This is a genomic window from Methylosinus sp. Sm6 (genome assembly GCF_019802345.1).
GTDB lineage: Bacteria > Pseudomonadota > Alphaproteobacteria > Rhizobiales > Beijerinckiaceae > Methylosinus.
In genome coordinates this window covers 22374-44460 of the sequence record NZ_JAINDZ010000030.1, presented here as the reverse complement: position 1 = coordinate 44460, position 22087 = coordinate 22374, and the positions used below count along the sequence as shown (strand labels likewise).

At 62.2% G+C, this 22087-nt stretch carries 15 protein-coding genes; 14 read left to right on the top strand and 1 reads right to left on the bottom strand.

What is annotated here, in order from left to right; genetic code table 11:
• Window positions 1–228: 228 nt before the first annotated feature.
• Together K3F48_RS17980 and K3F48_RS17975 are read left to right on the top strand one after the other, a co-directional pair.
• Window positions 229–1140, top strand: coding sequence for a DMT family transporter (locus K3F48_RS17980; RefSeq protein ID WP_222576811.1), 912 nt, complete (start codon window positions 229–231; stop codon window positions 1138–1140).
• A gap of 114 nt (window positions 1141–1254) precedes the next feature.
• Window positions 1255–2431, top strand: a protein-coding gene (locus K3F48_RS17975) for an IS630 family transposase (protein WP_222576810.1) whose coding sequence is annotated in 2 segments (ribosomal slippage) — window positions 1255–1718 and window positions 1717–2431 — 1179 coding nt in all. Because the reading frame shifts where the segments join, the coding sequence is not laid out codon by codon here.
• A gap of 344 nt (window positions 2432–2775) precedes the next feature.
• Here K3F48_RS17975 and K3F48_RS17970 read toward each other — a convergent pair.
• A complete protein-coding gene (locus K3F48_RS17970; protein WP_222576809.1) occupies window positions 2776–2913 on the bottom strand; it encodes a hypothetical protein in 138 nt (45 codons plus the stop codon).
• A 142-nt stretch (window positions 2914–3055) separates the two neighbouring features.
• On the opposite strand from K3F48_RS17970, the gene K3F48_RS17965 reads away from it, so the two are divergent.
• The 12 genes from K3F48_RS17965 to K3F48_RS17910 all read left to right on the top strand — a co-directional run bounded on the left by K3F48_RS17965 (window position 3056) and on the right by K3F48_RS17910 (window position 22071).
• Window positions 3056–3547, top strand: a complete 492-nt coding sequence (locus K3F48_RS17965) for a DUF6041 domain-containing protein (RefSeq protein WP_222576808.1) — start codon at window positions 3056–3058, stop codon at window positions 3545–3547.
• A gap of 84 nt (window positions 3548–3631) precedes the next feature.
• Window positions 3632–5281, top strand: a complete 1650-nt coding sequence (locus K3F48_RS17960; RefSeq protein WP_222576807.1) for an FAD-dependent oxidoreductase — start codon at window positions 3632–3634, stop codon at window positions 5279–5281.
• Between the two features lie 47 nt (window positions 5282–5328).
• On the top strand, window positions 5329–8046 hold the full coding sequence (locus K3F48_RS17955) for a PEP/pyruvate-binding domain-containing protein (protein ID WP_222576806.1): 2718 nt from the start codon (window positions 5329–5331) through the stop codon (window positions 8044–8046).
• A 93-nt stretch (window positions 8047–8139) separates the two neighbouring features.
• Window positions 8140–10626 carry a hypothetical protein gene (locus K3F48_RS17950; protein WP_222576805.1) on the top strand — a complete coding sequence of 829 codons (2487 nt, stop codon included), beginning with the start codon at window positions 8140–8142 and terminating at the stop codon, window positions 10624–10626.
• The gene (locus tag K3F48_RS17945; protein WP_222576804.1) at window positions 10623–13160 is read left to right on the top strand and encodes an aminotransferase class III-fold pyridoxal phosphate-dependent enzyme; all 2538 of its coding nucleotides are present in this window, start codon (window positions 10623–10625) and stop codon (window positions 13158–13160) included. The genes K3F48_RS17950 and K3F48_RS17945 overlap by 4 nt, the downstream gene beginning before the upstream one ends.
• A gap of 12 nt (window positions 13161–13172) precedes the next feature.
• A complete protein-coding gene (locus tag K3F48_RS17940) occupies window positions 13173–14186 on the top strand; it encodes a methyltransferase (RefSeq protein ID WP_222576803.1) in 1014 nt (337 codons plus the stop codon).
• 22 nt (window positions 14187–14208) lie between these two features.
• Window positions 14209–14460 (top strand): acyl carrier protein, encoded by a 252-nt coding sequence (locus K3F48_RS17935; RefSeq protein WP_222576802.1) that lies wholly within the window; start codon window positions 14209–14211, stop codon window positions 14458–14460.
• A 35-nt stretch (window positions 14461–14495) separates the two neighbouring features.
• The gene (locus tag K3F48_RS17930; RefSeq protein WP_222576801.1) at window positions 14496–16739 is read left to right on the top strand and encodes an aminotransferase class I/II-fold pyridoxal phosphate-dependent enzyme; all 2244 of its coding nucleotides are present in this window, start codon (window positions 14496–14498) and stop codon (window positions 16737–16739) included.
• On the top strand, window positions 16681–18375 hold the full coding sequence (locus tag K3F48_RS17925) for an amino acid adenylation domain-containing protein (protein ID WP_222576800.1): 1695 nt from the start codon (window positions 16681–16683) through the stop codon (window positions 18373–18375). The genes K3F48_RS17930 and K3F48_RS17925 overlap by 59 nt, the downstream gene beginning before the upstream one ends.
• A 3-nt stretch (window positions 18376–18378) precedes the next feature.
• The gene (locus tag K3F48_RS17920; RefSeq protein ID WP_370631448.1) at window positions 18379–21000 is read left to right on the top strand and encodes a polyketide synthase; all 2622 of its coding nucleotides are present in this window, start codon (window positions 18379–18381) and stop codon (window positions 20998–21000) included.
• Window positions 21001–21032: 32 nt separating this feature from the next.
• Window positions 21033–21380 carry a hypothetical protein gene (locus K3F48_RS17915; protein ID WP_222576798.1) on the top strand — a complete coding sequence of 116 codons (348 nt, stop codon included), beginning with the start codon at window positions 21033–21035 and terminating at the stop codon, window positions 21378–21380.
• Window positions 21364–22071: a 4'-phosphopantetheinyl transferase superfamily protein gene (locus tag K3F48_RS17910; protein ID WP_222576797.1), complete on the top strand. Its 708-nt coding sequence runs from the start codon at window positions 21364–21366 to the stop codon at window positions 22069–22071. Before K3F48_RS17915 ends, K3F48_RS17910 begins: the two co-directional genes overlap by 17 nt.
• The last annotated feature ends 16 nt before the right edge of the window (window positions 22072–22087 follow it).

Below are 22087 nucleotides of genomic sequence, written 5' to 3'. Positions count from 1 at the left end.
CGACTCGAGAGCCTGGACGCAGCCACTTTGCTCAGGCAGAGTTGCACATGAGCGCCCACGTCGCCCAATTTACGGCTGAGCCCCTCGCAGGCCAGCTTTTTGGCCGTCGGGGCAGCAATCCCGAAGCGTCCGATTTTTCGGTTTAGCGGCTCCGTAGCGCCCGTTGCCGCCGTCGAGCGCCGGCGCAATCGAAATCTTGGCGACGTGTCGGAAGGGGCGTGAAAAGCCATGACTGAGGCAAGTCTGGGAACAGATCGCAATTTCGGTCTCACGCTGGCGGCGCTCGGCGCGGTTTTGTTCTCGACCAAGGCGGTTCTCGTCAAACTCGCCTACGCCTATCCACTGACGCCGGAAGCTTTGCTCTCGTTGCGCATGCTCTTCGCAATGCCCGTGTATCTCGCTGTCGCGGCCTATCTGAGCCGCAGTGGCGCGCGCCTGTCGGCGCGGGATATCCTCGGCATAGCCGCCTTTGGTCTCGTTGGCTATTACGCCGCAAGTCTCCTCGATTTCGCTGCTCTTGTCCGGATCTCCGTGGATCTGGAGCGGCTGGTTCTCTACACTTATCCGCTGATCGTCGTCCTGCTATCCGCCCTGGCCTTCGGCCGGCCGATCACGCGAAACGACATGCTGGCGTTCGGCGTCGCCTATCTCGGCCTCACGCTCGTGGTGCTCGACGATCGCACCAGGGCCGGCGCGACGCCAGATTGGATCGACGGCGTGCTGTTGGTGCTGCTGAGCGCAACAGCCTATGCGGTCTACCTGATCGGCAGTCAGAAAATCATCGGACGTCTCGGCGCCAAGCGATATACGGCGCTCGCCATGCTGGCGGCGACGGGCGGCACACTGCTGCATTTCAGCCTGTCCGGGCCCGCCTCCCAGCTCCTCGAGCAGCCAGCGGCGGTCTATGGCTATGGTTTTGCGCTCGCGATCTTCTCGACGGTCCTGCCGAGCTTCTTGACCTCGGAAGGGATCGCGCGGATCGGCGCCGCCAACACGGCGATCATTGGCGCGCTGGGGCCGATCGCGACCATGCTCATGGCCTGGCTGCTGCTCGACGAGGCGATCACCGCCGTGCAACTCGCCGGCACGGCCCTCGTGCTCCTCGGCGTGCGCGAAGCTTCCAGGAGCCCTTCCCGGTGAACGGCGAGCGGGATATTGCTAGTGCCCCGCTTCAGCCAATTTGAAGGGGCCTCTCCTTCCCCCGAGTCGGAGTTTCTGATTCGCTTACGCATTGATTCGACCGAGGAGGCAAGGATGGCGCAGGACGAGATCGGCGAGAAGAAATATGTCGTGCGGCTGAGCGGCGAGGAGCGCGCGCAGCTCGAGAGCATGTCGAGCAAGGGCAAGCACTCGGCCAAGACTTTGGTGAAGGCGCGGATTCTTCTGAAGGCCGACGTGTCCGAGGCCGGCGAAGGCATGAGCGACGGCGAGATCATCGAGCAGCTGGAGACGAGCGTGTCGATGGTCTACCGTGTGCGCAAGCAGCTGGTGGAGGAAGGCTTCGACGCGGTCTTGACGCGCAAGCAGCACTCGCGCCCCGCCGTGCCGCGCATATTCGACGGGGAGAAGGAAGCCAAGCTGATCGCGCTCTCGTGCTCGGCGCCGCCGGAAGGCTATGCGCGCTGGTCCTTGCGGTTGCTGGAGCGAAAAGTGGTCGAGCTCGCCATCGTCGATGCGGCGAGCGACAGCACGATCGGTCGTGTTTTAAAAAAACATCTTGCAGCCGCATCACAAGGAGCAGTGGGTCATTCCTCCGCATGCGGACGCGGCCTTCGTCGCCGCGATGGAGGACGTGCTCGAAGTCTATCGGCGTCCGCATGATCCGTCGCTGCCGGTGGTCTGTCTCGATGAGGCGACCAAGCAGCTGATGAAGGAGACACGCCCGCCCATGCCGATGCAGCCCGGGCAGCCGCAACGCGTCGACTATGAATATGAGCGCAACGGAACCGCCAGCATCTTCATGATTTTCGCGCCGCTCGAAGGCAAGCGTGAAGCGATCGTGACCGAGCGCCATACTGCGATCGATTATGCGCATGCGCTCGAGCATGTCGCCGACGTGATGTTTCCGCAGGCGACGAAGATCGTGCTCGTGCAGGACAATCTGAACACGCACAAATCCGCCTCGCTCTATCAGGCTTTCGCGCCCGACAAGGCCCGACGGCTGACCGAGCGTTTCGAATGGCGTCACACGCCCAAGCACGGAAGCTGGCTCGATATGGCCGAGAGCAAGCTCAGCGTTCTGTCCTCGCAATGTCTCGCGCGCCGCATCCGCGACATCGAGAGCCTGCGCGCCGAAGTGGCCGCCTGGGTCGCCGACCGAAACACGCATCAGGCAAAGGCGGACTGGCAGTTCACCACCGCCGACGCCCGCATCAAGCTCAAAGCCTCTATCCGGTCTTCCCCGTTCAAAATGGCTGAATCACGCCACTAGTCGGATCGCCCGGAATCCCCTTCGACGCCTTGCCCCGTCCTCCGGCTCCCCACGGCGTTTTCGACCAACGAAAACGGCAATTCAGCGCCTTTCCGCCCCCGCATCACTGCGCCGAACCCAGCTTCATCCCCTGGTCCCGCGCGCCACGCGGCCGGCTCGGCGAACATCTCGATGGGCTAACCCATGGCCCAACCAGGACATCGAGGCGCTCATGCCTTGGAATTTCAAGCCTGCTGAGTGACCGGCGCCGGATGAGCGCTAACGGACGATCAACGTTCCGCGAAGCCGTCGAAGCGTCCCGGCGGCAGACAGCATTCGGCGACGAACGAGTCGCCGAACTCGCTCTATGATTTCGGCGCGGCCTGCGTCGCCAATTCGCATAGCGCGCAGGGCTGCTCCAATGCGGGCGGCGTAAAGACAGGCGCGGTCCAGCCGCCGCCGAGCGCCGCCATCAGCGACCACGCCGCCTGAAGGCGCCCCATGCGCAACGCGATCGCTTGACACTTCACTGATACTGAGGTATTACCATTCCACAGGAAGCAGGATTAGAGTAATATCTGAGCATAGCAATCTATGTGTGCCCGCTTACCGTAATTGCGTCTTATATATTCAGTTGTGGTTTGCATGGCGCACGCAAACATTATTTGGTGGAAATTCATGCGCTACGCACGTTTCATATTTGGTCTGCTTTATGTCCTGGCGGGACTGGCGAAAACCGTCCCCAGCATAGAGGATGTGCCGCAAACACTGCGCACCGCGGCGATCAACAATGCCGGAACGCTCCTGGAGCCGATCAGCCGGTGGCTTGCGGACCATGGCGGCGCTATGACCGCCGTCGTCGGAGTGGCGCTGTTCGCTTCTGGCGTCAGCTATCTTTTTGACCGCCTCGTGATGGCGGCGGCGATCGGTCAATTGGCGATGATCGCCTGTTTCATCGCCATACTCGCAAGAACGACTCCGGAGATTGTTGCTATCGATCTGCCTTTCGCGATCGTCGCAATTTTGCTGATACGCGACAAGTTGCAAAAGCGGCGCGCTCCTGCAACGCGACCGAAGGTGACGCGAGACGACGATATACGACAGCGCACGCCGGCGTCGACGCCGCAGAACCGATAGACCAAGCCTGCATTGAACGCCCACGATTTTGCGGCCGCGGCGCGGCCGAGCTAGGCCACGCGCCTCGAAGCTTGGGAGATTGCGATGCTTACGCGAGAATTTGACAGGCCGGCTTCACAAGAACTCGAACATTTTGAAAATAGCCGTCCGTTCAATGCGCCAAATTTCGCGGACGTGATCGTCGTCGGCGGCGGATTGGCGGGACTGACGGCCGCGTGGCGCATGGAAGGATTTGATGTGACTCTGCTCGAACAGGGTCGCAATGTCGGCGGCGCCGCCCGCTTCGAGCGCCATGGCGAATTGCGGTTTCCTACTGCAGGCGCCTGCCTGCAATCGCCGGCGCCCGACGGAAGAATCGCAGAACTCCTGAGAGACCTCGGGCTGTGGGGTTTGTGGCGCTCGGCGGCCGACGATTTGCTGGTTCTTTTCAAGACCGGCGAATTGATCGGCAATCTCGGCGTCGTGTCACGCGCTTTTCTTTCCCATCCCGCATCTCTTCTGAACCCCAAAGTTTACCGCCTGACCGGATCGCTCGTCGCGGCCGCGCTGTCGGGCCAAGCCTACGTCGCCGCAGAAAAGCGGCTTGGCGACCCGATCTTCGCGCATCTGAACGCTTATCTGGCGCGCATGGCGCCCGGACAGGGCCGCCACCCCTCCATTCCGTGGAATCCCGCCGACGGCTGGACCCGCGCCGAGATGGAGCAGTTCGACAGCGTCACTCTGGGGCAGTTGCTGTCCGACGCTCGCCTTCAAGACACGCTGCCGCCAGACCTGCGTCCCCCTAAAAGCCTCGACAATCTGATTCGTGACGCCATCGTCACGACGCTGCAGGTCGAAAGCCTGACGCTCGACGATGTATCGGGATACGTTGGGCTCCACTTCCTTATTGGCTACCTGTATGGCGAGCTTGTCGCATTTCCGGGCGGCAACGGCTTCGTGTCGGAGCGGTTGCGCGAGCGTCTTGAAATGCGCGACGGCTTTCGCTGCGTCAACGGGGCGAAAGTCACATCCGTGCTCAGCCGCGGCGCCGACCGCTATCGCGTGACCTTTGAACGCGAGGGACAGCAGCATGTGGTCGAGACGCGCGCGGTCGTGTGGGCGGCGTCGAAACACGCGGCGCTTGACGCGATCTGCGACCTTCCCTCCGCGCAGCAGGCCGCGATGGCCGAGATCGAGTACGGCGACTATGTCGTCGCGAACGTCGTTTTGAAGCAGCCGGTCTGGGCCGACCGCTTCGGCGCATATGTCATCGGCGGAAATGAAAACCGGGTCGCCCCTTGGGGCTGGTGCCGGATTGGCGGCTGCATCTCCGCGAACTGGCTCGATCCGACGCGAAGCCATCCAAGGGGCGTGCTCACCCTCCTTAAGCCTGTATCTCGCCGCGACAATCAGGGCCGGCTCGCCAAAGCGGCGTTCCGAGACCTTCAAGAAACGGCGCGAGCCGAGGTCTCGGACATATTGGCCTGCGCAGGCGTTTCGCCACAAGCGGTCGAGGACATTCGCCTGTGGCTTTGGCCCAAAGGGCTCGTATCGCCTCGTCCGGGACAAATGAAAAGCGACGTCTTCCGCAGAGCGTCGGCGCCCTGGGGTCGTATCGTTTTCGCCAATCAGGACACCTATGGAGTCGGCAATTTCGAATCCGCCGTCGGCGCGGGACTCGACGCCGCCGAACATTTGAAGGTCTCGCTGCACGCAACAAGCGCGCCGCGCGCGGAAGAATTCACGGCGATCTAGCGAGTCGCGAGCCATTTAATTCGTCAACTTCCAGCAAGAGAATAGCAATGGCCGATACGATGAAATACGTCCGAGCGCTCGACGGAACCGTCGAGGGGGATCGCCTGACGCTGGGAGGAAAAGCGGCGTCGCTGAACGCGCTCGTGCGCGCTGGCCTGCCGACGCCGAAGGCCTATTGCGTTACGACAGGAGCCTATCACGACTTCGTCGAACGCGTCGGCCTTACAGGGGAGGCGATCGCCAGCGATCCGGCGCGCCTGCGAGACGCCTTGGAGGCGGCTACGTTTCCCCAGGACCTGCAACACGAAATCGCCGCCGCCTATGCAACGCTCGGAGGCGGGCGGGTCGCCGTGCGCTCGTCGGCTGTAAGCGAAGATTCGGCGGAAAGCTCTTTTGCCGGCCAATACAAGACATTCCTGAATGTCGAAGGCGAGCGCGCCGTCATCGACTGCATAAAGCGCTGTTGGGCGTCATTATGGACCGACCATGCGGCGGTTTACGGCCGTCGGCGTGAGGCGGTCGCGCAGAGCGGCGACACGGAAAAATCCATCGCCGTCGTCATTCAGCAGATGGTGAACGCCGACGCCGCCGGCGTCCTCTTCACGACTGATCCTATCGGCGGCGACGCCAACCGCATTGTCATCGAGGCCGCATGGGGCGTCGGCGAGGGAGTTGTGTCGAGCCAGGTCGTCACCGATAGCTATCTCGTGGATCGCACGGACTTCACCGTCGCGAGTACGGTCCGCCACAAGCCGATGCGCACGATATGCCACCGAGACGGCGGCGTGGCGCTGGAAAAAACGCCGGCCATGATCGCCGATGCGGCCACGCTGACGGACGATCAGGCCGCGCAGCTCGCGCGACACGCGATGACCATTAGGCGGTCGTGCGGTCCGGCCTTCGCTGACAAGGAACTCGACGTCGAATGGGCGATCAAGGACGGAAAGATCGCCATTTTGCAAGCGCGGCCCATCACCGTGAGCGACCCGCACGCCGCCCATGCGGTTTTTGCCGACCCGGAGGAAGCGGAAAACTCGCTGCGAGACAATACGATGTTCTCGCGCATGGACACGGGAGAGATTGTCACCGGGCTGATGACGCCGTTCGGTCTGTCATTCTGCCGGTTCTATCAGCACAACATTCACGGCCCGGCGGTCAAGACTATGGGGCTGTTGAATATGTCGCCGTCACGGCACTTCATGGGCTACATCCGCGGATACGTCTATCTCAACATTTCGGCCTCGGCCTACATGCTGACGCAGTGTCCGCCGACCCGCGATCACATGAAATTCACCAAGAGATACGCCACCGACGAGGTCGATCTCTCCAACTACCGCAATCCCTACGGCGAGCCGGTGAAGGGGTTTGCGTATCTGCGCAGCGCCTTATACTGGCTACGCCAGCAAATCATCAACGTCGCGACCGCCGAAAAAACCGCGCAGCGCATGGAAGCGTTGGGCAAAGAGCGCATCGACAGGTTTCTCGCGCTCGATCTCACGACAATGAGCCTTGAGGAGCTCAACGCCGAACTCGAACTGATCGACCGCAACTTCTTGGCGAGCTGCTCGGCCTATATGCCGTTCTTTCTGCAATCCTTCGCGCTTTACGACGCTTTAGCGGAACTTTGCGAGACGTGGCTCGGCGGGCGAGGCGAAGGCCTGCACAACCGGATCAAGGCGTCGCTCAACAATCTGCGAACAATCGACGTCACCAAAGGCGTCGTCGCGCTCGCCAACACGGTGAAGGCTCACCAAGAGCTGCGCGATCTCTTCTTGGACGCCTCGGCGGACGAGCTGGTCGAGCGATTGCAGATCAACTCCTCCGGCAAGACGTTCTGGGATGGCCCGTTCGCGGAGTTTCTGCGTCAGTTCGGATCGCGCGGGCGTCAGGAATTCGATTTGAGCATTGCGCGCTGGAACGACGAGCCTCTCTATCTGCTAAAAGTCATCCGCCTGTATCTGCTAAACGAATTCGATCTTTACGACAAAATGCGCGAGAGCGACGCGAAGCGGCGCGAAGATACGGAGCGCTTGCTCTCGACCCTTCCGCTGAAGGCGCGGCTGAAGCTGCGCTTCGTGATCTCCAGCTATGCGAAAATGGCCGACCTGCGCGAGCGCGTCCGGCCCGTTTTCGTCGCCGAAACCTGGTTCTATCGCAAAATTACGCTGGAGATCGTGCGACGGTTGAGCGAAGAGGGCATGGTGCGTCTATCCGACCTTCCGTTTCTCGATTTCAACGAGCTGCGCGATTACGTCGCGGGCCAAAAGACCGCGGCGCAAGCCTTCTCGCGCGAGCTCATTGAGAAAAACCGGCGCGAGCATCTAATCAACCTGCGCGCCGACGAGCCGCCCATGAGCATCGTCGGGGGCTATAAGCCAAAACGGTCAACCGCAGCGGCGCGGCTGGCGGATGACGGGGACGCCCTTGTGGGACTCGCCGCAAGCCCCGGCGTCGTCGTCGCGCGCGCCCGCGTTATCACCGATTTGCAGCGTCAGGCCGAGGAATTTCAGCAGGGTGAGATCCTCGTGGCCAAATTCACGGACGCCTCTTGGACTCCGCTTTTTGTCCTGGCCGCCGGCGTTGTGGCCGACATCGGTTCGCCGTTGTCCCACAGCTCCATAGTGTCGAGGGAGTTCGGCATCCCCGCAGTCGTTAACACGCGGTCGGGGACGCTGAAGATTCGAACTGGCGACTTTCTTTATCTCGACGGAGACGCTGGCGTCGTTCGCATCGAAGAACGCGCCGAGCGGCAAGCCGCCGCCTGACCGAACGCCACAAAACTCTTGCCTCTCCGGGCGTCGCGCCCGGCGGGAATTTCAATTCGTAGTCGTTTTTGTCACAAACGCTGGAAACCGACCGTGGAAACTTCGATCTCCATCGCCGTCGTCGTCGTTACGAAAAGCCAGTCGTTTTTCCAGACTGGCGTGAACGTCATTAACGACATCAAGACAGACGTCTTCCATCGCGTCTTCGTTGACGCCGAATGGCCATGCGGTCAGGACGATCTCGTCGAAGATCCCGTCTACTCGGAGGCGCGCGAGAAAGCGATCCGCTTCTTATCGAGCCGCAAGGATCGACTGACCCTGCTCGTTGTGCAGTCGTCGACTTTGGATCGTGTGGCGGGCAAATTGATCGCTTTGCGGGAGCGGACGGAAGGCGGTTTTCAGGTCGGCATGGCCTTCGTCGATTTCAGCGATACCGACTTCGCCGCGATGTCGATCGACGACTTCGACCGCGCCCTGGCCGATTTTTACGCGAAACTAGGCGACGCCTCTATTCCGGCGTTTCAATCGTCTTTTTCGACTGTCGTATTCCAACGTCCCGGCCGCGCGCGCATACAATACCACCCCATGAACTACATCAGATGCGTCATGCCCCAGGATCGCGGCGTTCTGCAGACCAGACTCTTGTGTCTGTGGATGGACTTCTTCGAGATGAGCTATGCGAACCAGCGGGTCAAGCCCGGCGCCGCGCGGCGGCCAAAATCCGCGCTGGCGGAGAATTTGGCCGCCTTTCTTTCAGAGCGCGCCGGATCCGAATGGCTAATGTTCTATTACACGGGCTCGGTGGTCTCGACCCTCATTAACGCCCTCGAGAATTGCTGCAAAGAGGTCGGCGCCGCGGTCCTACGCGGCCCAAACGAGCATAGCCTGGCTTGCGGCGCCATGGCCAACTGGCAGCTCTATAGCAAGCCGTTTGTGATCGTCGTGACGAGCGGCATGATCGACGAATTCAAGGGCACGCTGGCGAATCTGCGCGAGGCGCGCGCAAAAGGATTCATCGTGTGCGCCGAACAGCGCTTAAATTCCTGGTTCGCGTTTCAGGCCACGATAACTCCCGACGAGGACAGCAGAGAAGTCGTCAAGGCGCGGCGCTTGCCTTGCGTGTACATGGACGATCCCGACCGCCTCGCCGAGGATCTGCAAACTGCGGCGACGCTTTACGACGCCGGCGAGGGTCCGGTGGTGGTGCTCGCGACGCGCGCGGTGATGGACGTCAGCGGCCCGATCGAGGCGCGCTTGCCGCCAGCCCACAACATGACAGGCCCGTTTGCGGCGGCGGAGGGCGATCCGCCCGAGTTCGGGGCGGTCATGGATATACTCAACAACGGTCCCGACAAAGTGTTGTGGCAATGCGGCCCAATGGACGACGACGAGTTGGAGCTCGTCCTCGACATCGCTGATCGCGCCGGCATCGCGCTGACCGACAGTCTCGCTTATCCGGGATCGATTCCGAAATTCCGCAATGGCGTGCGAAACCCGAACTTTCTGGGAACATTGGGAGTCTACGCCTTCAGCGAACGCGTCTATCGCTTTCTGCACACCGACGGGCGGATCAATCCGCCAAACGAACAATGCCTTTTCTTCGTAAAGAGCAAAATCTCCCAGATCGCAACGCCCTTCACGGAGGCAAAACTGGGCAGAAGTTTCGACATCGTGCAGGTGACGCACAACCAGGCTCATATTTCGCCCTTTACCGACCATTCGCTCATAATGGACAGCCGCGCGTTCCTGCAAGCGGTGGATCGTAGTCTCGATGTTGATCCTGCCCGGCGCGAGCGGAGAATCGCCGCGATGTCGACGCTCTGCGATACGCCGTCCGACGTCATCAGCAAATTGCCGGCGGCGCCGATGAGTCCAAACTACTTCTTTCACCAGTTCAGCCGACTGATCGAGCGCCTCATCGTTGCAGACGGCTACGATTACACCGGCGTCTACGATGTCGGCCGCTGCGGCATTTCGGCCGTGCGCAACGTTCCGCGCACGAGGCGCGGATTTTCGGGCTGGTACGGACGCGCGCTCATGGGCGACGCTTTGCTCGCGACACTGTCATTGGCGCACACTTGCCCAACCGATCTGATCGCATTCGTCGGCGACGGCGCGCATGCAATGGTTCCCGACGTTCTGCCCAGCATGGCCGAAAACATACTGGCGCAGGCGCCATTGGGCGACAAGACGATCACCATCTTCACCTTCTTCAACGGCGGCCTGTCGGCAATTAACACTTACCAGGAGCTCGTTCTCTTCAACCGGACGTCACGGCAAATGCGGCTCGTCAACATTGCCGCCGAAGAATGGGAAGAAAACATCTGCGGGCTGAAGGTGGTCTCTCGCACCCTCGACGCATTCGACGCAAAAATGCTGAAATACGCCTTACTTGAACGCGGCCGGCTGAATCTTTTCACGGTCAATCTGTCGCACAACAACGAAGGCGACGGGCTTTCGCTGGCGAGCGCAAAAGGTTGGCAGCGCGACGGCGCTTTGGCTAGGCAGCCGGCGCCGCGGTTCCGGCTGAACGCAGCGACCGGCGAAGTTCGCGGCCTCACGAAGGAATTCGGCAGATGAAGTTCGGTTTCATCGCGCATCCGACGTCGATCGAATTGAAGCGCTACGTCAAGATGATCGACATGATGGAGCGCACCTCGCGGGACCTGCATGACGGCTATTCGAGAGAGCTGTGGAGCCGCCGCAATCTTGTACCATTTATGGAGCTTGCGCCGATCCGTTCGGCCGGCGGCGGCGAATGCGCCGGCTGGGTCCAGTATTTGCCGTTGACGGCGGAGGAGATGCTTAACGAGCCGCAGATTATCCTTCGGCGTGTCGTCGAGGGCGTCGAGCGGATGGCTGACAAGGGCGCCGATCTGGTCGGCCTCGGCGGCTTCACGTCGATCATCGGGCGCCGCGGTTTGGAAACAGCGAAACGGGCCTCGATCCCGGTCACGAGCGGAAACTCGCTGACCTCTTACGCGGGTTTCAAAGGCTTGCGCAAAGTATTCGAGCTGATGCGGCTCGATCCCAAGGAGCATCGCGTCGCGGTGGTCGGCTTTCCGGGCTCCATTTGTCTTGCGATCGCTAGAATGCTGCTTGAAACCGGCGTTTCGCTCGATCTGGTTCATCGGCCTGGCGCCAATCCCGACGACGTGCTTTCGCACCTATCTCCCGAGTGGCGCTATCGGGTCGCTCTGACCGACGACATCGCCGACCGTTATCCGGTGAATCGATTCTTCGTCGCAGCGACCTCATCCGGCGGCGTGATCGACGCCGATCGTCTGCTCCCCGGTTCGGTCGTGATCGACGTTGGCCTGCCGCGCGACGTCAAGCGAGGCTCGAAGCGCCGCGACGATATTCTAGTGATCGACGGCGGCTGTCTGACGGGCTCCAGCGAGGTCCGCCTGGGAACGGAGTCCATGAATTTGTCGGTCAAGCAGCAACTCAACGGCTGTCTGGCTGAAACGATAGTTCTGGCGCTCGACGGTCGCGCCGAGCATTTCTCGATCGGGCGCGAACTCCCTCCAGAGAAAGTGATGGAAGTCGGACGCATCGCCGAGCGCCACGGCTTCGTCCCCTATCCCCTCGCCTCATACGGTGAGCGTCTTGCCGAAGACATAATCGCGAGTTTTCGCCGTTTTCATTTGAAGCCGAATGGCGTTCGCGCGCAGGCCGCGCTTGGCGACACAGAGCCGCCGGCTGCGGACGGACGAGATAGCCGGCTCGAAACGATCGATCGCTACCGCCGGCACATCAATCCGATGATGGCGAATTTCCTGCAGATGCTTCACTGCGACCATGTGTTCGCAAAGGGCGAGGGCTGTGTCCTGACCGATACGGAAGGGCGTCGCTTCTTGGACATGGTGGCTGGATACGGCTGTCTCAACCTGGGGCATAACCCGCCTGTCGTCGTCGACGCGTTGCGACGATTTTTGGCGGAAGGCCAGCCGAACTTCGTTCAGTATGTTTCGTTGCCCGAGCGCACCGCCCTGCTCGCCGAACGTCTGTGCGAGATGGCGGGCGGCGGGCTGCAACGGGCGTTCTTCAGCAATTCGGGCGCCGAAGCGATCGAGGCGGCGATCAAACTGGCGAAGGCCGCGAATCCTCGCACTCGACTGCTGTTCGCTGAGAACAGCTACCACGGGAAGACGCTCGGAGCCCTCTCCGTGACGGGCCGCGACAAGCATCAGCGCGCGTTTCGGCCATTGCTTCCCAATTGCTTCGGCGTTCCCTTCGGCGACCTGCAGGCGCTCGAACGCGAACTCGCCAAGGGCGACGTCGCCGCGTTCATCGTCGAGCCAATCCAGGGCGAAGGCGGCGTGATCGTGCCGCCAGTGGGCTATCTCGCCGGCGTGCAGGATCTCTGCCAGCGGTTCAACTCGCTGCTCATTGTCGACGAAATCCAGACGGGCATGGGCCGCACGGGCCGTATGCTCGCCGGCCAATGGGACGGGCTCGAACCGGATATTTTGGCCTTATCGAAGTCTCTTTCCGGCGGGCTTGTGCCGATTGGCGCGACGCTCTCGAAGCCAGAGGTGTGGGACGCCGCTTATGCCACAGCTGACCGCTTCCTGCTGCACACGTCCACGTTTGGCGGCTGCAACTTCGCAGCCGTCGCTGGACTCGCGGCTCTCGATGGAATAATCGAACAAAATCTGCCTGGGCGGGCCGAGGAGCTCGGAGCCTATTTCAAGAACGAACTGACGAGAGTCGCGGCCAACTATCCATTCGTCGCCGAGGTTCGCGGCCGCGGACTGATGCTCGCCATTCAATTCGCCAGCGATTTTCATGGCTGCGTGGCCGCGAGCGCGAAGGAATTCGCCACCCGCCTGCCCGGAGACTGGCGTCTGACATGGCGCTTTCTTCCTGACGCCGTTCAGGAGGGTTTGATCCAGGCGATGAACAAGATGGAGGAGACGCTCGGCGAGATGTTTTGCATGCGCTTCGTCACGAAGCTCGGCAACGACCACAACATCCTGACCTTCGTCACGGCGAACAGTTCGACCGTCATTCGCATTCAGCCGCCTCTCATTATCACCCGCGAGCAAATCGACGCATTCGTGCAAGCTTTTGCTGTTGTCTGCGACGAGATGTCAACGTTCTTGGATTGAGGAGATTGAGCCTTGGAATCAGAAATAAAGGAAATCGCCGGCATTTTGACAGGCTTCTTCCAATCGAAAGCTGTCTCCGCCGCATTGGAGTTGCGGATATTCGACGCGATCGACCCGCCGGCGCGCGCCGAGGTAGTTTGTCGTAGGGCGGGCGTGCCGCTTGCCTCCGGAAAGCGACTGTTGATCGCGCTCGAAGCCATGAAGCTCATTTTTCGCGAAAACGACGAATATCGCCTCTCCGATGCCGCCAAACGCTGCCTCGTCAGCACATCGCCGCAATGGATGGGCTGGATGGCGCGACACTGTGACGTTTTTCTTTACCCGCTCTGGGGCCATTGCGCGGAGGCGATTCGCCAAAACGAGGATCGGCGCACGGCGGTGTTTGGAGACAATCGCAGCTGGTTCGACATTCTTTACCAGAATCCAAGAGACGTGGCCGATTTTCAGGAATTTCTCGGCGTCCTCGCGCAGCCCTTCGTCGACGGCGTGATCGAATCCTTCGATTTTTCGGCCTACAAGCGACTCATCGATATCGGCTCCGGATGCGCCTCGTTGCCGATGTCACTCGCTCGAAGCCATCCCGAGCTTGAAGTCGCGGTTTGCGAACTTCCCCAGGCCGCGGCTTTCGTGCGCGAAAAGCTAAACGCGCGCGGCTTTGAAAACCGCATCGCCGTCTTCGAAGGCGACGTCATAGAAGGCGCGCTTCCCGGCGGTTTCGATCTCATTCACCTCGGCTGGATGCTGCACGACTACGCAATCGAGACTCAAAGGAAGATTCTCAAAAACATATTGGCGGTCATGCCGTCGAGCGGAACCTTCGTTGCAAGCGAAACGCCGCTCAATGACGACGAGAGCGGGCCGCTCTTCACATCGCTTCTTTCGATCAACATGCTCCTGTCCACCGACGGGGGCGTCGAGTCCACGACAGAGGAATATCTCGATCGTTTCCGTGACGCCGGGTTCGTCAACGTTCGAGCCCAGACGATCCCTGGTCCACGCAAACTGTTGATTGGGCAAAAAGCCTGACTGACGTCATTTGGAGGGATAAATGCTGGCAAACAAGATTCAGCGGCTTGTCGCCGAGACCTGCGCCGGCGGTGACGTGGACCAGATCGAACTGGACACCCCGCTGCTGGAACTCAACTTCCTCGACTCGAGCGCGCTGTTCGATCTGGTGGATCTGCTTAATCGTGAAGCGGATGTCGTCATCCCGCTTCGCGAGGTGACGCCGAACAACTTCGGCTCTGTGCAGGCAATAATCGATTTGGTCGAGCGATTGCAGTCGACGCTGCAGGCGTGAACGATTTTCATCATTCTAGCCATTAGGGGGCGGTAATGACTGCCATGATCGTGGAAAATGCGCGGCACGTCGAATCCTCGCTATGGGAGACGACCATCGACATCATTCAACGTCACACCGGATATGCGCGCGACGACATCGCGCCCGAAGCCGAATTCGAGGGCGACCTCGGGGTGGACAGCATCGTGCTGGTTTCCATCCTCGCCGATATCGGGAACGCCTACGATATGCGCCTGCAATCGACTGGCCGCGACCTGCGAACGGTCGACGATCTCGTCCAGCTCGTTCGCGCCCACCTAAATAATGAGGGTGCGCGCAGGCCGATGTCTCCTCCCGGCGAGGTGGGCGACGAAAACGACAAAGATCGCGCCCCCATCTCTGATGCGGTGATCGCGACGCTTGAGAGGCATACGGGCTATCCGCGGCGCCGATTGATCGAAGACGCCAGGCTGAGCGAAGACCTGGGCGTCGACTCCGCGAAGCTGAGCAACGTGCTCGCGGAGACGGCGGCTGCGCTGGACGTCCCGCGGGTGGGCGTTCCCTCCGAGCTCATAACGGTCGGCGATCTGATCGCCATCTTCACTGAGGCGGACGCCAGAAGCGCCAAGCGGGATGCGCCCCAGCCCCCACTGGCGCCCCAAGCGCACGCGGCTATTGCCGCGCCGCCGCAGTTCCGCGCGTCTCATTCCGCCGATGTGGCGAAAATGGTCGCCGCGTCGGGCGGGAGCGAGGTCCTTCCCGAAAAAAAAGGCTTCGAATCCGTCGAGCCCCCGAGCTTTTCGGCGATGGGGCTGCGAGAAGGCGCCGTCGAATCGCTGCGCGATAGCCTGCGCGATGAGCGTGGCGTGCAGGAGGTTGTCCATCTTGCCGACTGTGACACGATGGAAAAGCCTCACGCCTTCTTGCGCGCGTCCGACGCCAATAAGGTCGAGACTTTCGACGAAACGCGCGAGCGTGTCGTGAACACGCACAACCGTTTCGCTGCGCCGAACGGCGACCGGCGTACGATGAAGGACTTCATTGCCCTTCCCCACCGCGACCTATTCCACAAGGCGTATGAGTTCAACACGTTTTATCGGGGCAAACGGGAAGAGCAACTGTATTGGTATGGAATGCCGCTCGAAAGCAAGTGCCGCAACCGCGCCGTGATTCACGACGAAATCACCGGCAAACGGCGCGAGTTCCTGATGTTCGCGTCCAACAATTATTTGGGCCTCGCCAATCACCCAGAAGTGATCGACGCCATCGCGGACGCGGCCCGGCGTTATGGCGCGACAAACACCGGTTGTCGGCTGATCGGGGGCTCCAACGTCCTCCACAAGGAGCTCGAGCGCCGTCTCGCCAAGTTGAAACGCACGGACGACGCAATCGTGTACCCGTCCGGCTACTCGGCCAATCTCGGCTGCATATCGGCGTTGGCCGGACATGACGATCTCATATTCACCGACGCCATCAATCACATGAGCATCCAGGACGGCTGCAAGCTGTCGGGCGCATCCAAGAAAATATATCAGCACTCCATCGAGTCGCTCGAACGCACGCTGGAAAGATGGGCCGACCATCCGGGCGGCAAGCTGATCGTCACCGACGGCGTGTTCAGCATGCATGGCGACATCGTCGATTTGCCGAAGGTCGTTGCGCTAGCGCGCAAATACGGCGTGAAAGTGCTTGTGGACGACGCCCACGCCACTGGCGTCCTGGGAAAAACAGGCTCCGGTACGAGCGAACATTTCGGTATGAAAGGCGAAGTGGATCTCGAGCTTGGAACCTTCAGCAAGACGCTGTCGGGCGTCGGCGGCTTCGTTGCGGCCAAAGGCGAAGTCGTCGAATATCTGCGCTTCTATTCGAATTCGTATGTATTCGCGGCGACGATTCCGGCGTCCGTGGCCGCGGGCCTGATCGCTTCGATCGACGTTATGCAAAGAGAGCCGCAGCGGCTGGAAAAATTGTGGAGCAACATTCATCGCCTGCGCGGTTTGCTGTTGAGCGCCGGCTTCGATCTTGGCCAGTCGGCGAGCGCGATCATACCTGTCGTGATCGGCGACGAGACGAAGACTTTGGAGTTCGGCCGCCTCGTCCGTGCGCGCGGAATGTTCTGCCAGACCGTCGTCTATCCGGGCGTGGCGCTTGGCGACGCGAGACTCCGCATCAGCGTGACCTCTGAACACACGCTCGAGGATCTCGATCTCGCAGCCGAGATTCTTATCGACAGCGCGAAGGATGTTGGCGTCCGTTGCGAACCGCAGGACGCGCCCCCCCTTTCCGGCGCGACATTCTGAGGAATTTGGCATGAAGTCCGAACCGAAACCCACGACCGTCATCGACTCGCTGCGCGCTTCCGCTCTCGTTCACGGCGATCGCGCGGCCTTTGTCGGACGCGACGCCATCGCTTATGGCGCTTTTTATCGGCGGGTCCGCCACTGGGCGCAGCGCTTCGTCCGCGCGGGGCTCGCCCGGGGCGAACGCGTCGCGATCTGGGCGCCAAAAAGCGACCTCTTCGTCACGGCCATTTATGCGACGATGGAGGCCGGCGCCGCTTATGTTCCGCTCGACGGCGCGCAGCCCGCCGAGCGCGCGCGCAAGATCGTCGCTAGCGCCGAGCCAGCCATACTCGTGACCGACCGCGAACGATTCAGCGCGCTCGCCGACGAGCTGCCGGCGTCGCTGCGCCTTGCTCTGCTTCTTGACGGCGAGGACGGCGCCTGGCCGCTCGCGCCCGCGGGCGTGGAGACGGACGCCATCGTGACCGAGGCCCCGGACGCCGGCGCAGATCTGCCCGAACCGGCCATGGTCGGCCCCGACGACATAGCGGCAATTCTGTTTACCTCCGGCTCCACCGGAATGCCGAAAGGAGTGCAGATCAGCTACAAAAATCTAAATCGCTTCATCGGCTGGGCGGTCGAGGAGTTCGAGCTGACGGCGAACGACGTTCTAACCAATCACGCCGGTTTTCACTTCGACCTGAGCACGTTCGATCTATTCGCGGCGGCAACCGTCGGCGCGGCGGTCTGGATCGTTCGCGAGAACGAGCAACGCGACATTTGCACGCTGGCCGACGGTCTTTCCCAGCACGGCGTGACAACGCTGTATTGCGTGCCGTCGCTCTTGACGATGCTGGCCGGCAGCGGCGCGCTGACGCCTGAAGTCTCGGCAAGCCTCAAGCGTGTCCTGTTCGCTGGCGAGGCGTTCCCGATCAAGCATCTTAGAACGCTCGCGAAGCAGTTGCCGCCAAAATGCGCGCTGTATAATCTCTACGGTCCGACGGAAACGAACGTTTGCACTTTTCACAAAGTGCGCCCCGGCGACCTCGAGCAGGAAAGGCCGGTCCCCATCGGCATGCCCTTGCCAGAGCAAATCGCCATGGTGATCGATGGCGAAGGCCGGCCCGTCGAAACCGACGGCGAGATCGGCGAGTTGATCGTCGCCGGCGACTGCGTCACCGCAGGCTATTTCAATCGCATCGATCCGTCCAATCATGACAACCATAGGACAGGCCGTCACGCAACGGGCGATCTGGTCACGCGAAAGGACGGGCTGCTCTATTATTGCGGGCGCAAGGATCGGATGCTGAAAGTCAACGGCAACCGGGTCGAACTTGGCGAAATCGAGGCGGCCTTGTCGCGGCATCCCGCGATTCTCGAAGCCGCCGCAATCGGCATCGTCACCGAGACCGGCCAGACATTGGCGGCCTTTTATTCGGTCCGTCCTGGCGACGCGCAGCCCGGCGCAATCGAGATCAAACGCCACTGCTGCGCATGGCTGCCTCGATACATGATCCCACACCTTGCGCGCCCTTTGGACGCTTTGCCCAAGAACGCAAACGGGAAGATCGACTATTTCGCGCTGCGCCGCGTCGCCGAGCACGCCATCGCGGGGCCGGGCTTGCATCGACCGGCGCCTGCCATGGTGAACTGAATCATGCGACGAGCGCCTTTCACTGTCGAGCCCATGGCTATCGTTGGCGTCGGCTGCCTCCATCCCTGGGGCGCCGGGATCGACGCGTTTCGCCGCTTGCTTGCCGACGAACGTCCCGAATTCGGGCCTTATCCGGTCGATCGGTTTTGGCGTACGCCGCAGGCCGTTCGCGCGAGGCTGAGTCGGTGCCGCGGCGCTTTTTTCGGCGACCTCGGCTTCGACCTGCGTCAATTCCGCATTCCGAAGGTTTACGACCGCGCGGTGTCGACCATGACGCCCATGCTGATGCAGGCGGCGCGCGATTGCGTGCTCGATGCGGGCTATGGCGACGACGGAAGCGGCCTGCCCAGGGAAACCGTCGACGTGATCGTGGGGACCTGCTTCGGGCTCGACAGCGCCTTGACCAACGCGCTCAAAATACACGGCCTTGTATGGCTTGCCGACGGCGATCCGGCGACCGTCGAAGCCGGTCGCGAAGCCTTGCGCGCGCGCTTCGGCTCCTCGTCGCACGACCGGCTTGGCGAGATGTCGAGCAGCATCGCGAGCCGCATTGGCGCCATGTATGGCTGGCGCGGCCGCATCATGGCCATGGAGGACGGCGACTCGACCGGCTACGCCGCTTTGAGAACCGCCTTTCTGTCGCTCGCCGAGCGCCAGAGCGACGCCGCGCTCGTTGCGACCGGCCAGCGCTTCGAGAGCGTTCTGACGCCGCTCGCGCTGGCGGCGAAAGGATTTGACGGCGACCCTTTATCAACGACCGGCGCCGGCGCGCCGTTGTGCGAAGGCGCGGTTGCGCTGCTCCTGAAGAGATTGAAAGACGCTCGACGCGACGGCGATCGCATCCGCGCGGTGATCGCCGGAATCTCGGCCCGGCGAACGGACGCGCTCGAACTTCGCTACGCCGGAAGCGTCGACGCGGCGCGCGAGTGCGCTCGGGAGGCTTGCTTGCAGGCGGGGCTGGACATCGCCGACGTGGCGTCGGTCGAGTGCGTTCTTCCGGGCCTCGGCCACGTCGGTGCGGCGACTGCCGCGACGGTCTTTCCCGAAAGACCGCTGACCTGCGCGGCAAGCGTGCTGGGCCATGGGTTCGCGAACGCGGGACTGACCGCGGTCGTCGCGGCGACCCTTTCGCTCGACGACGAAGAAACGCCGAAAAAGCCTCTCGCCGTAGTCGGCGTCGGCCTCGGCGGCCTGACCTGGACGCTAATTCTTGATCGGCGCGACATGTCGCGCGCCGCTGCCGGCGGGCCATTTGCGGAACCAGCGAGCGAGCCAGAGCCCATCGCCGTCGTGGGCCTTGGCGGCTGCTTTGGCCCGAATCTTGGCCTCTCGGCCTACTGGGAGGCGCTCTGCGCCGGCGCCGACGGGATCGGCCGGATCAGCGACAGGATTTTGCCGCGCGGCGCGGCGTTCAGCGGCAGCGGCGCCCGCGCCCTGACCAGTTATGCCGAGAATGGCGGCGAGCTGAACGCCGAATGGGAGATCCGCCGTTTCGACGCGAAGCGTTTGCGGTTGTTCCCCAAGCGCGTCGCGGCGCTCGACGTCGCACACAAGCTCGCCTTGAGCGTCGTGGCCGAAGCGCTCGATGATTTCGGCCTCACCCCCGCGCGGCGAGGCGATCTGGGCAAGGCGATGGTCGTGTGCGCCTCCCCCCTCTGTCTCGCGAGAGAGCGCGAACTTTCGAATCGTCTGCATTCGCCGGAGCTTGGCTCTGTGCTCGGCCCCGACGAGTCGCGGCTGGCCGACGCCGAGCGCGCCGCCGAGGAGATCGATTCATTCACGCTGGACGGGCTTCTCGCCGGCAACATCGCCGCGCTGATTTCAAGCTGCTTCCGTCTTTCCGCCGAAACGATGGCGATCGAGGCCGCCTGTGCGTCGTCGCTCGCCGCCGTGCACGTCGGGATGCAGGCATTGCGGCTCGGCTACGCCGACTTTGTCGTCGCTGGCGGCGTCGAACTGCCTGTCAACATGCGGGATCTCGTTCTGTGCTCGACCCAGCTCATGCTGGCCAACGACAAGATTGCGCCATTCGCGGCGAACGCCGACGGCTTTTCGCCGGGCGACGGCGCCGGCATGTTCGTGCTGCGCCGGCTGAGCGACGCCCGTCGTGACAATGACGCGATTTATGGTTGCATCATCGGCGTCGGCGCGTCGAGCGACGCCGCGTCGATGACGGCGCCCGATCCCCAGGGTCAGGCCCTGGCCATTCGACGCGCGTTTGCCGATGGCCGCGCCTCGCCCGATAGCATTGCCTATGTCGAAGCCCATGGAACTGGAACGCGCATCGGGGACGGAGTCGAAATCTCGGCGCTGCGCGACGTTTATGGAAGTGGCGCACGCCGCGATCCGCTGCTGATCGGTTCGGTAAAATCCAACATCGGCCATGCTTTCGCCGCCGCGGGCGCCGCCGGCCTCATGAAGACACTACTCGCTTTAAAAAGCGATACGGTGCCGCCGACGCTGTTGCGGCGAGAGCTCAACCCCGATTTGGCGCTTGCGGCGATCCCCGGCGCCATCGTTTCAAAGCCTCGACCCTGGCCCGCCTCCGATGGGCCGCGGCGGGCGGCGATCAACTCCTTCGGCACTGGCGGCGTCAATTTCCACCTGCTGGTGGAAGCGCCATGATTTCGCAGTCGCGAGGAAACGGGACCTGGCCCATGGAAATCATCATACATAAAATTCGGCTGCTCGACGTCGGGCGCGCGCCCGCGTTCGAGGAGTGGGTGACGACGGAGGACTACGCCGCCTGCCCGGACCTACCCAGCGTGCGTCAATTTTCAGTTCAGCGCGTCAGCCTCGATCCCGCCGCGCCATTCCACTATTTCGAAGTGATCGCCGTCACGTCCATGGCCGACTTCGAACGCGACATGGCCCTCCCTGCATTCTGCCGACTCGTCGATCGCTTCTCCGCCATGGCCGAGCTCGCCGAGGAGGTGATCGGGACGCGTCTTGGCGCTGGCTACGGCGCGAATTCCAGGAATGTCGCGGATGCGATGGGTTCGTAACGTGCGGCTTGGCGGCTGGACCGTCACCCTCGTCGACGTTCACGTCACGGCGAAAGGCTTGGCCGACGAGACGCGCCGCCGCGCCGTGCTGTCGCCGCAGGAAGCGGAAACCTATAACGCGCTGCATTTCGAGAAGCGCCGCCGCGAGTGGCTGGCAGGCCGTCTCGCCGCAAAGCTGGCCCTGCGCCGCCGACTACGCGCGAGTGGCGAAACGGCGCCGCCGCTCGCCCATATCGCGGTCTCGAACCGCGACGGCGCCAGCGGTCCTCCGGTCTCCCCGATCGAGGGCGTCGTGAGCATCAGCCACTCGCATGGGCTCGCCGCGGCGGTCGCCGGAGCGACGCCGGTGGGCGTCGATATTGAACGGCTGCGGCCGTTCAGCGCATCTCTTCGGACGGTGTTTCTCAGCGACGCCGAGCGCGCCTGGCTAACTCGCGCGGAGGCCGAGCAGCCGGAGTTGCCCACGCTGGGATGGGCTTTCAAGGAGGCGTTCTGCAAGGCCCGGTTGATCGGAATCCACGATGGTCTACCGGGACCAGAATGGCGGGGGTGGGACGATAATGGCCGGCTGCTGTGGCGCTGGCCCCAAGGAGCCGCGCCACGAAAAAAAGACGCCATTTTCGCAAATTGGCAAGCGCATGGGCGGCTGATCGACGGCTACGCCGTCGCCGTCGTCGGCGCCTTGCGCTGAAACGCAAATTGGAAAA

What these genes read in the sequence shown, in the direction of transcription:
- K3F48_RS17945 (WP_222576804.1), top strand. Translation starts at nt 10,623, where the DNA reads ATGAAGTTCGGTTTCATCGCGCATCCGACGTCGATCGAATTGAAGCGC.
- K3F48_RS17980 (WP_222576811.1), top strand. Translation starts at nt 229, where the DNA reads ATGACTGAGGCAAGTCTGGGAACAGATCGCAATTTCGGTCTCACGCTG.
- K3F48_RS17920 (WP_370631448.1), top strand. Translation starts at nt 18,379, where the DNA reads ATGCGACGAGCGCCTTTCACTGTCGAGCCCATGGCTATCGTTGGCGTC.
- K3F48_RS17965 (WP_222576808.1), top strand. Translation starts at nt 3,056, where the DNA reads ATGGCGCACGCAAACATTATTTGGTGGAAATTCATGCGCTACGCACGT.
- K3F48_RS17960 (WP_222576807.1), top strand. Translation starts at nt 3,632, where the DNA reads ATGCTTACGCGAGAATTTGACAGGCCGGCTTCACAAGAACTCGAACAT.
- K3F48_RS17970 (WP_222576809.1), bottom strand. Translation starts at nt 2,913, where the DNA reads ATGGGGCGCCTTCAGGCGGCGTGGTCGCTGATGGCGGCGCTCGGCGGC.
- K3F48_RS17930 (WP_222576801.1), top strand. Translation starts at nt 14,496, where the DNA reads ATGACTGCCATGATCGTGGAAAATGCGCGGCACGTCGAATCCTCGCTA.
- K3F48_RS17915 (WP_222576798.1), top strand. Translation starts at nt 21,033, where the DNA reads ATGGAAATCATCATACATAAAATTCGGCTGCTCGACGTCGGGCGCGCG.
- K3F48_RS17935 (WP_222576802.1), top strand. Translation starts at nt 14,209, where the DNA reads ATGCTGGCAAACAAGATTCAGCGGCTTGTCGCCGAGACCTGCGCCGGC.
- K3F48_RS17910 (WP_222576797.1), top strand. Translation starts at nt 21,364, where the DNA reads ATGCGATGGGTTCGTAACGTGCGGCTTGGCGGCTGGACCGTCACCCTC.
- K3F48_RS17955 (WP_222576806.1), top strand. Translation starts at nt 5,329, where the DNA reads ATGGCCGATACGATGAAATACGTCCGAGCGCTCGACGGAACCGTCGAG.
- K3F48_RS17925 (WP_222576800.1), top strand. Translation starts at nt 16,681, where the DNA reads ATGTTGGCGTCCGTTGCGAACCGCAGGACGCGCCCCCCCTTTCCGGCG.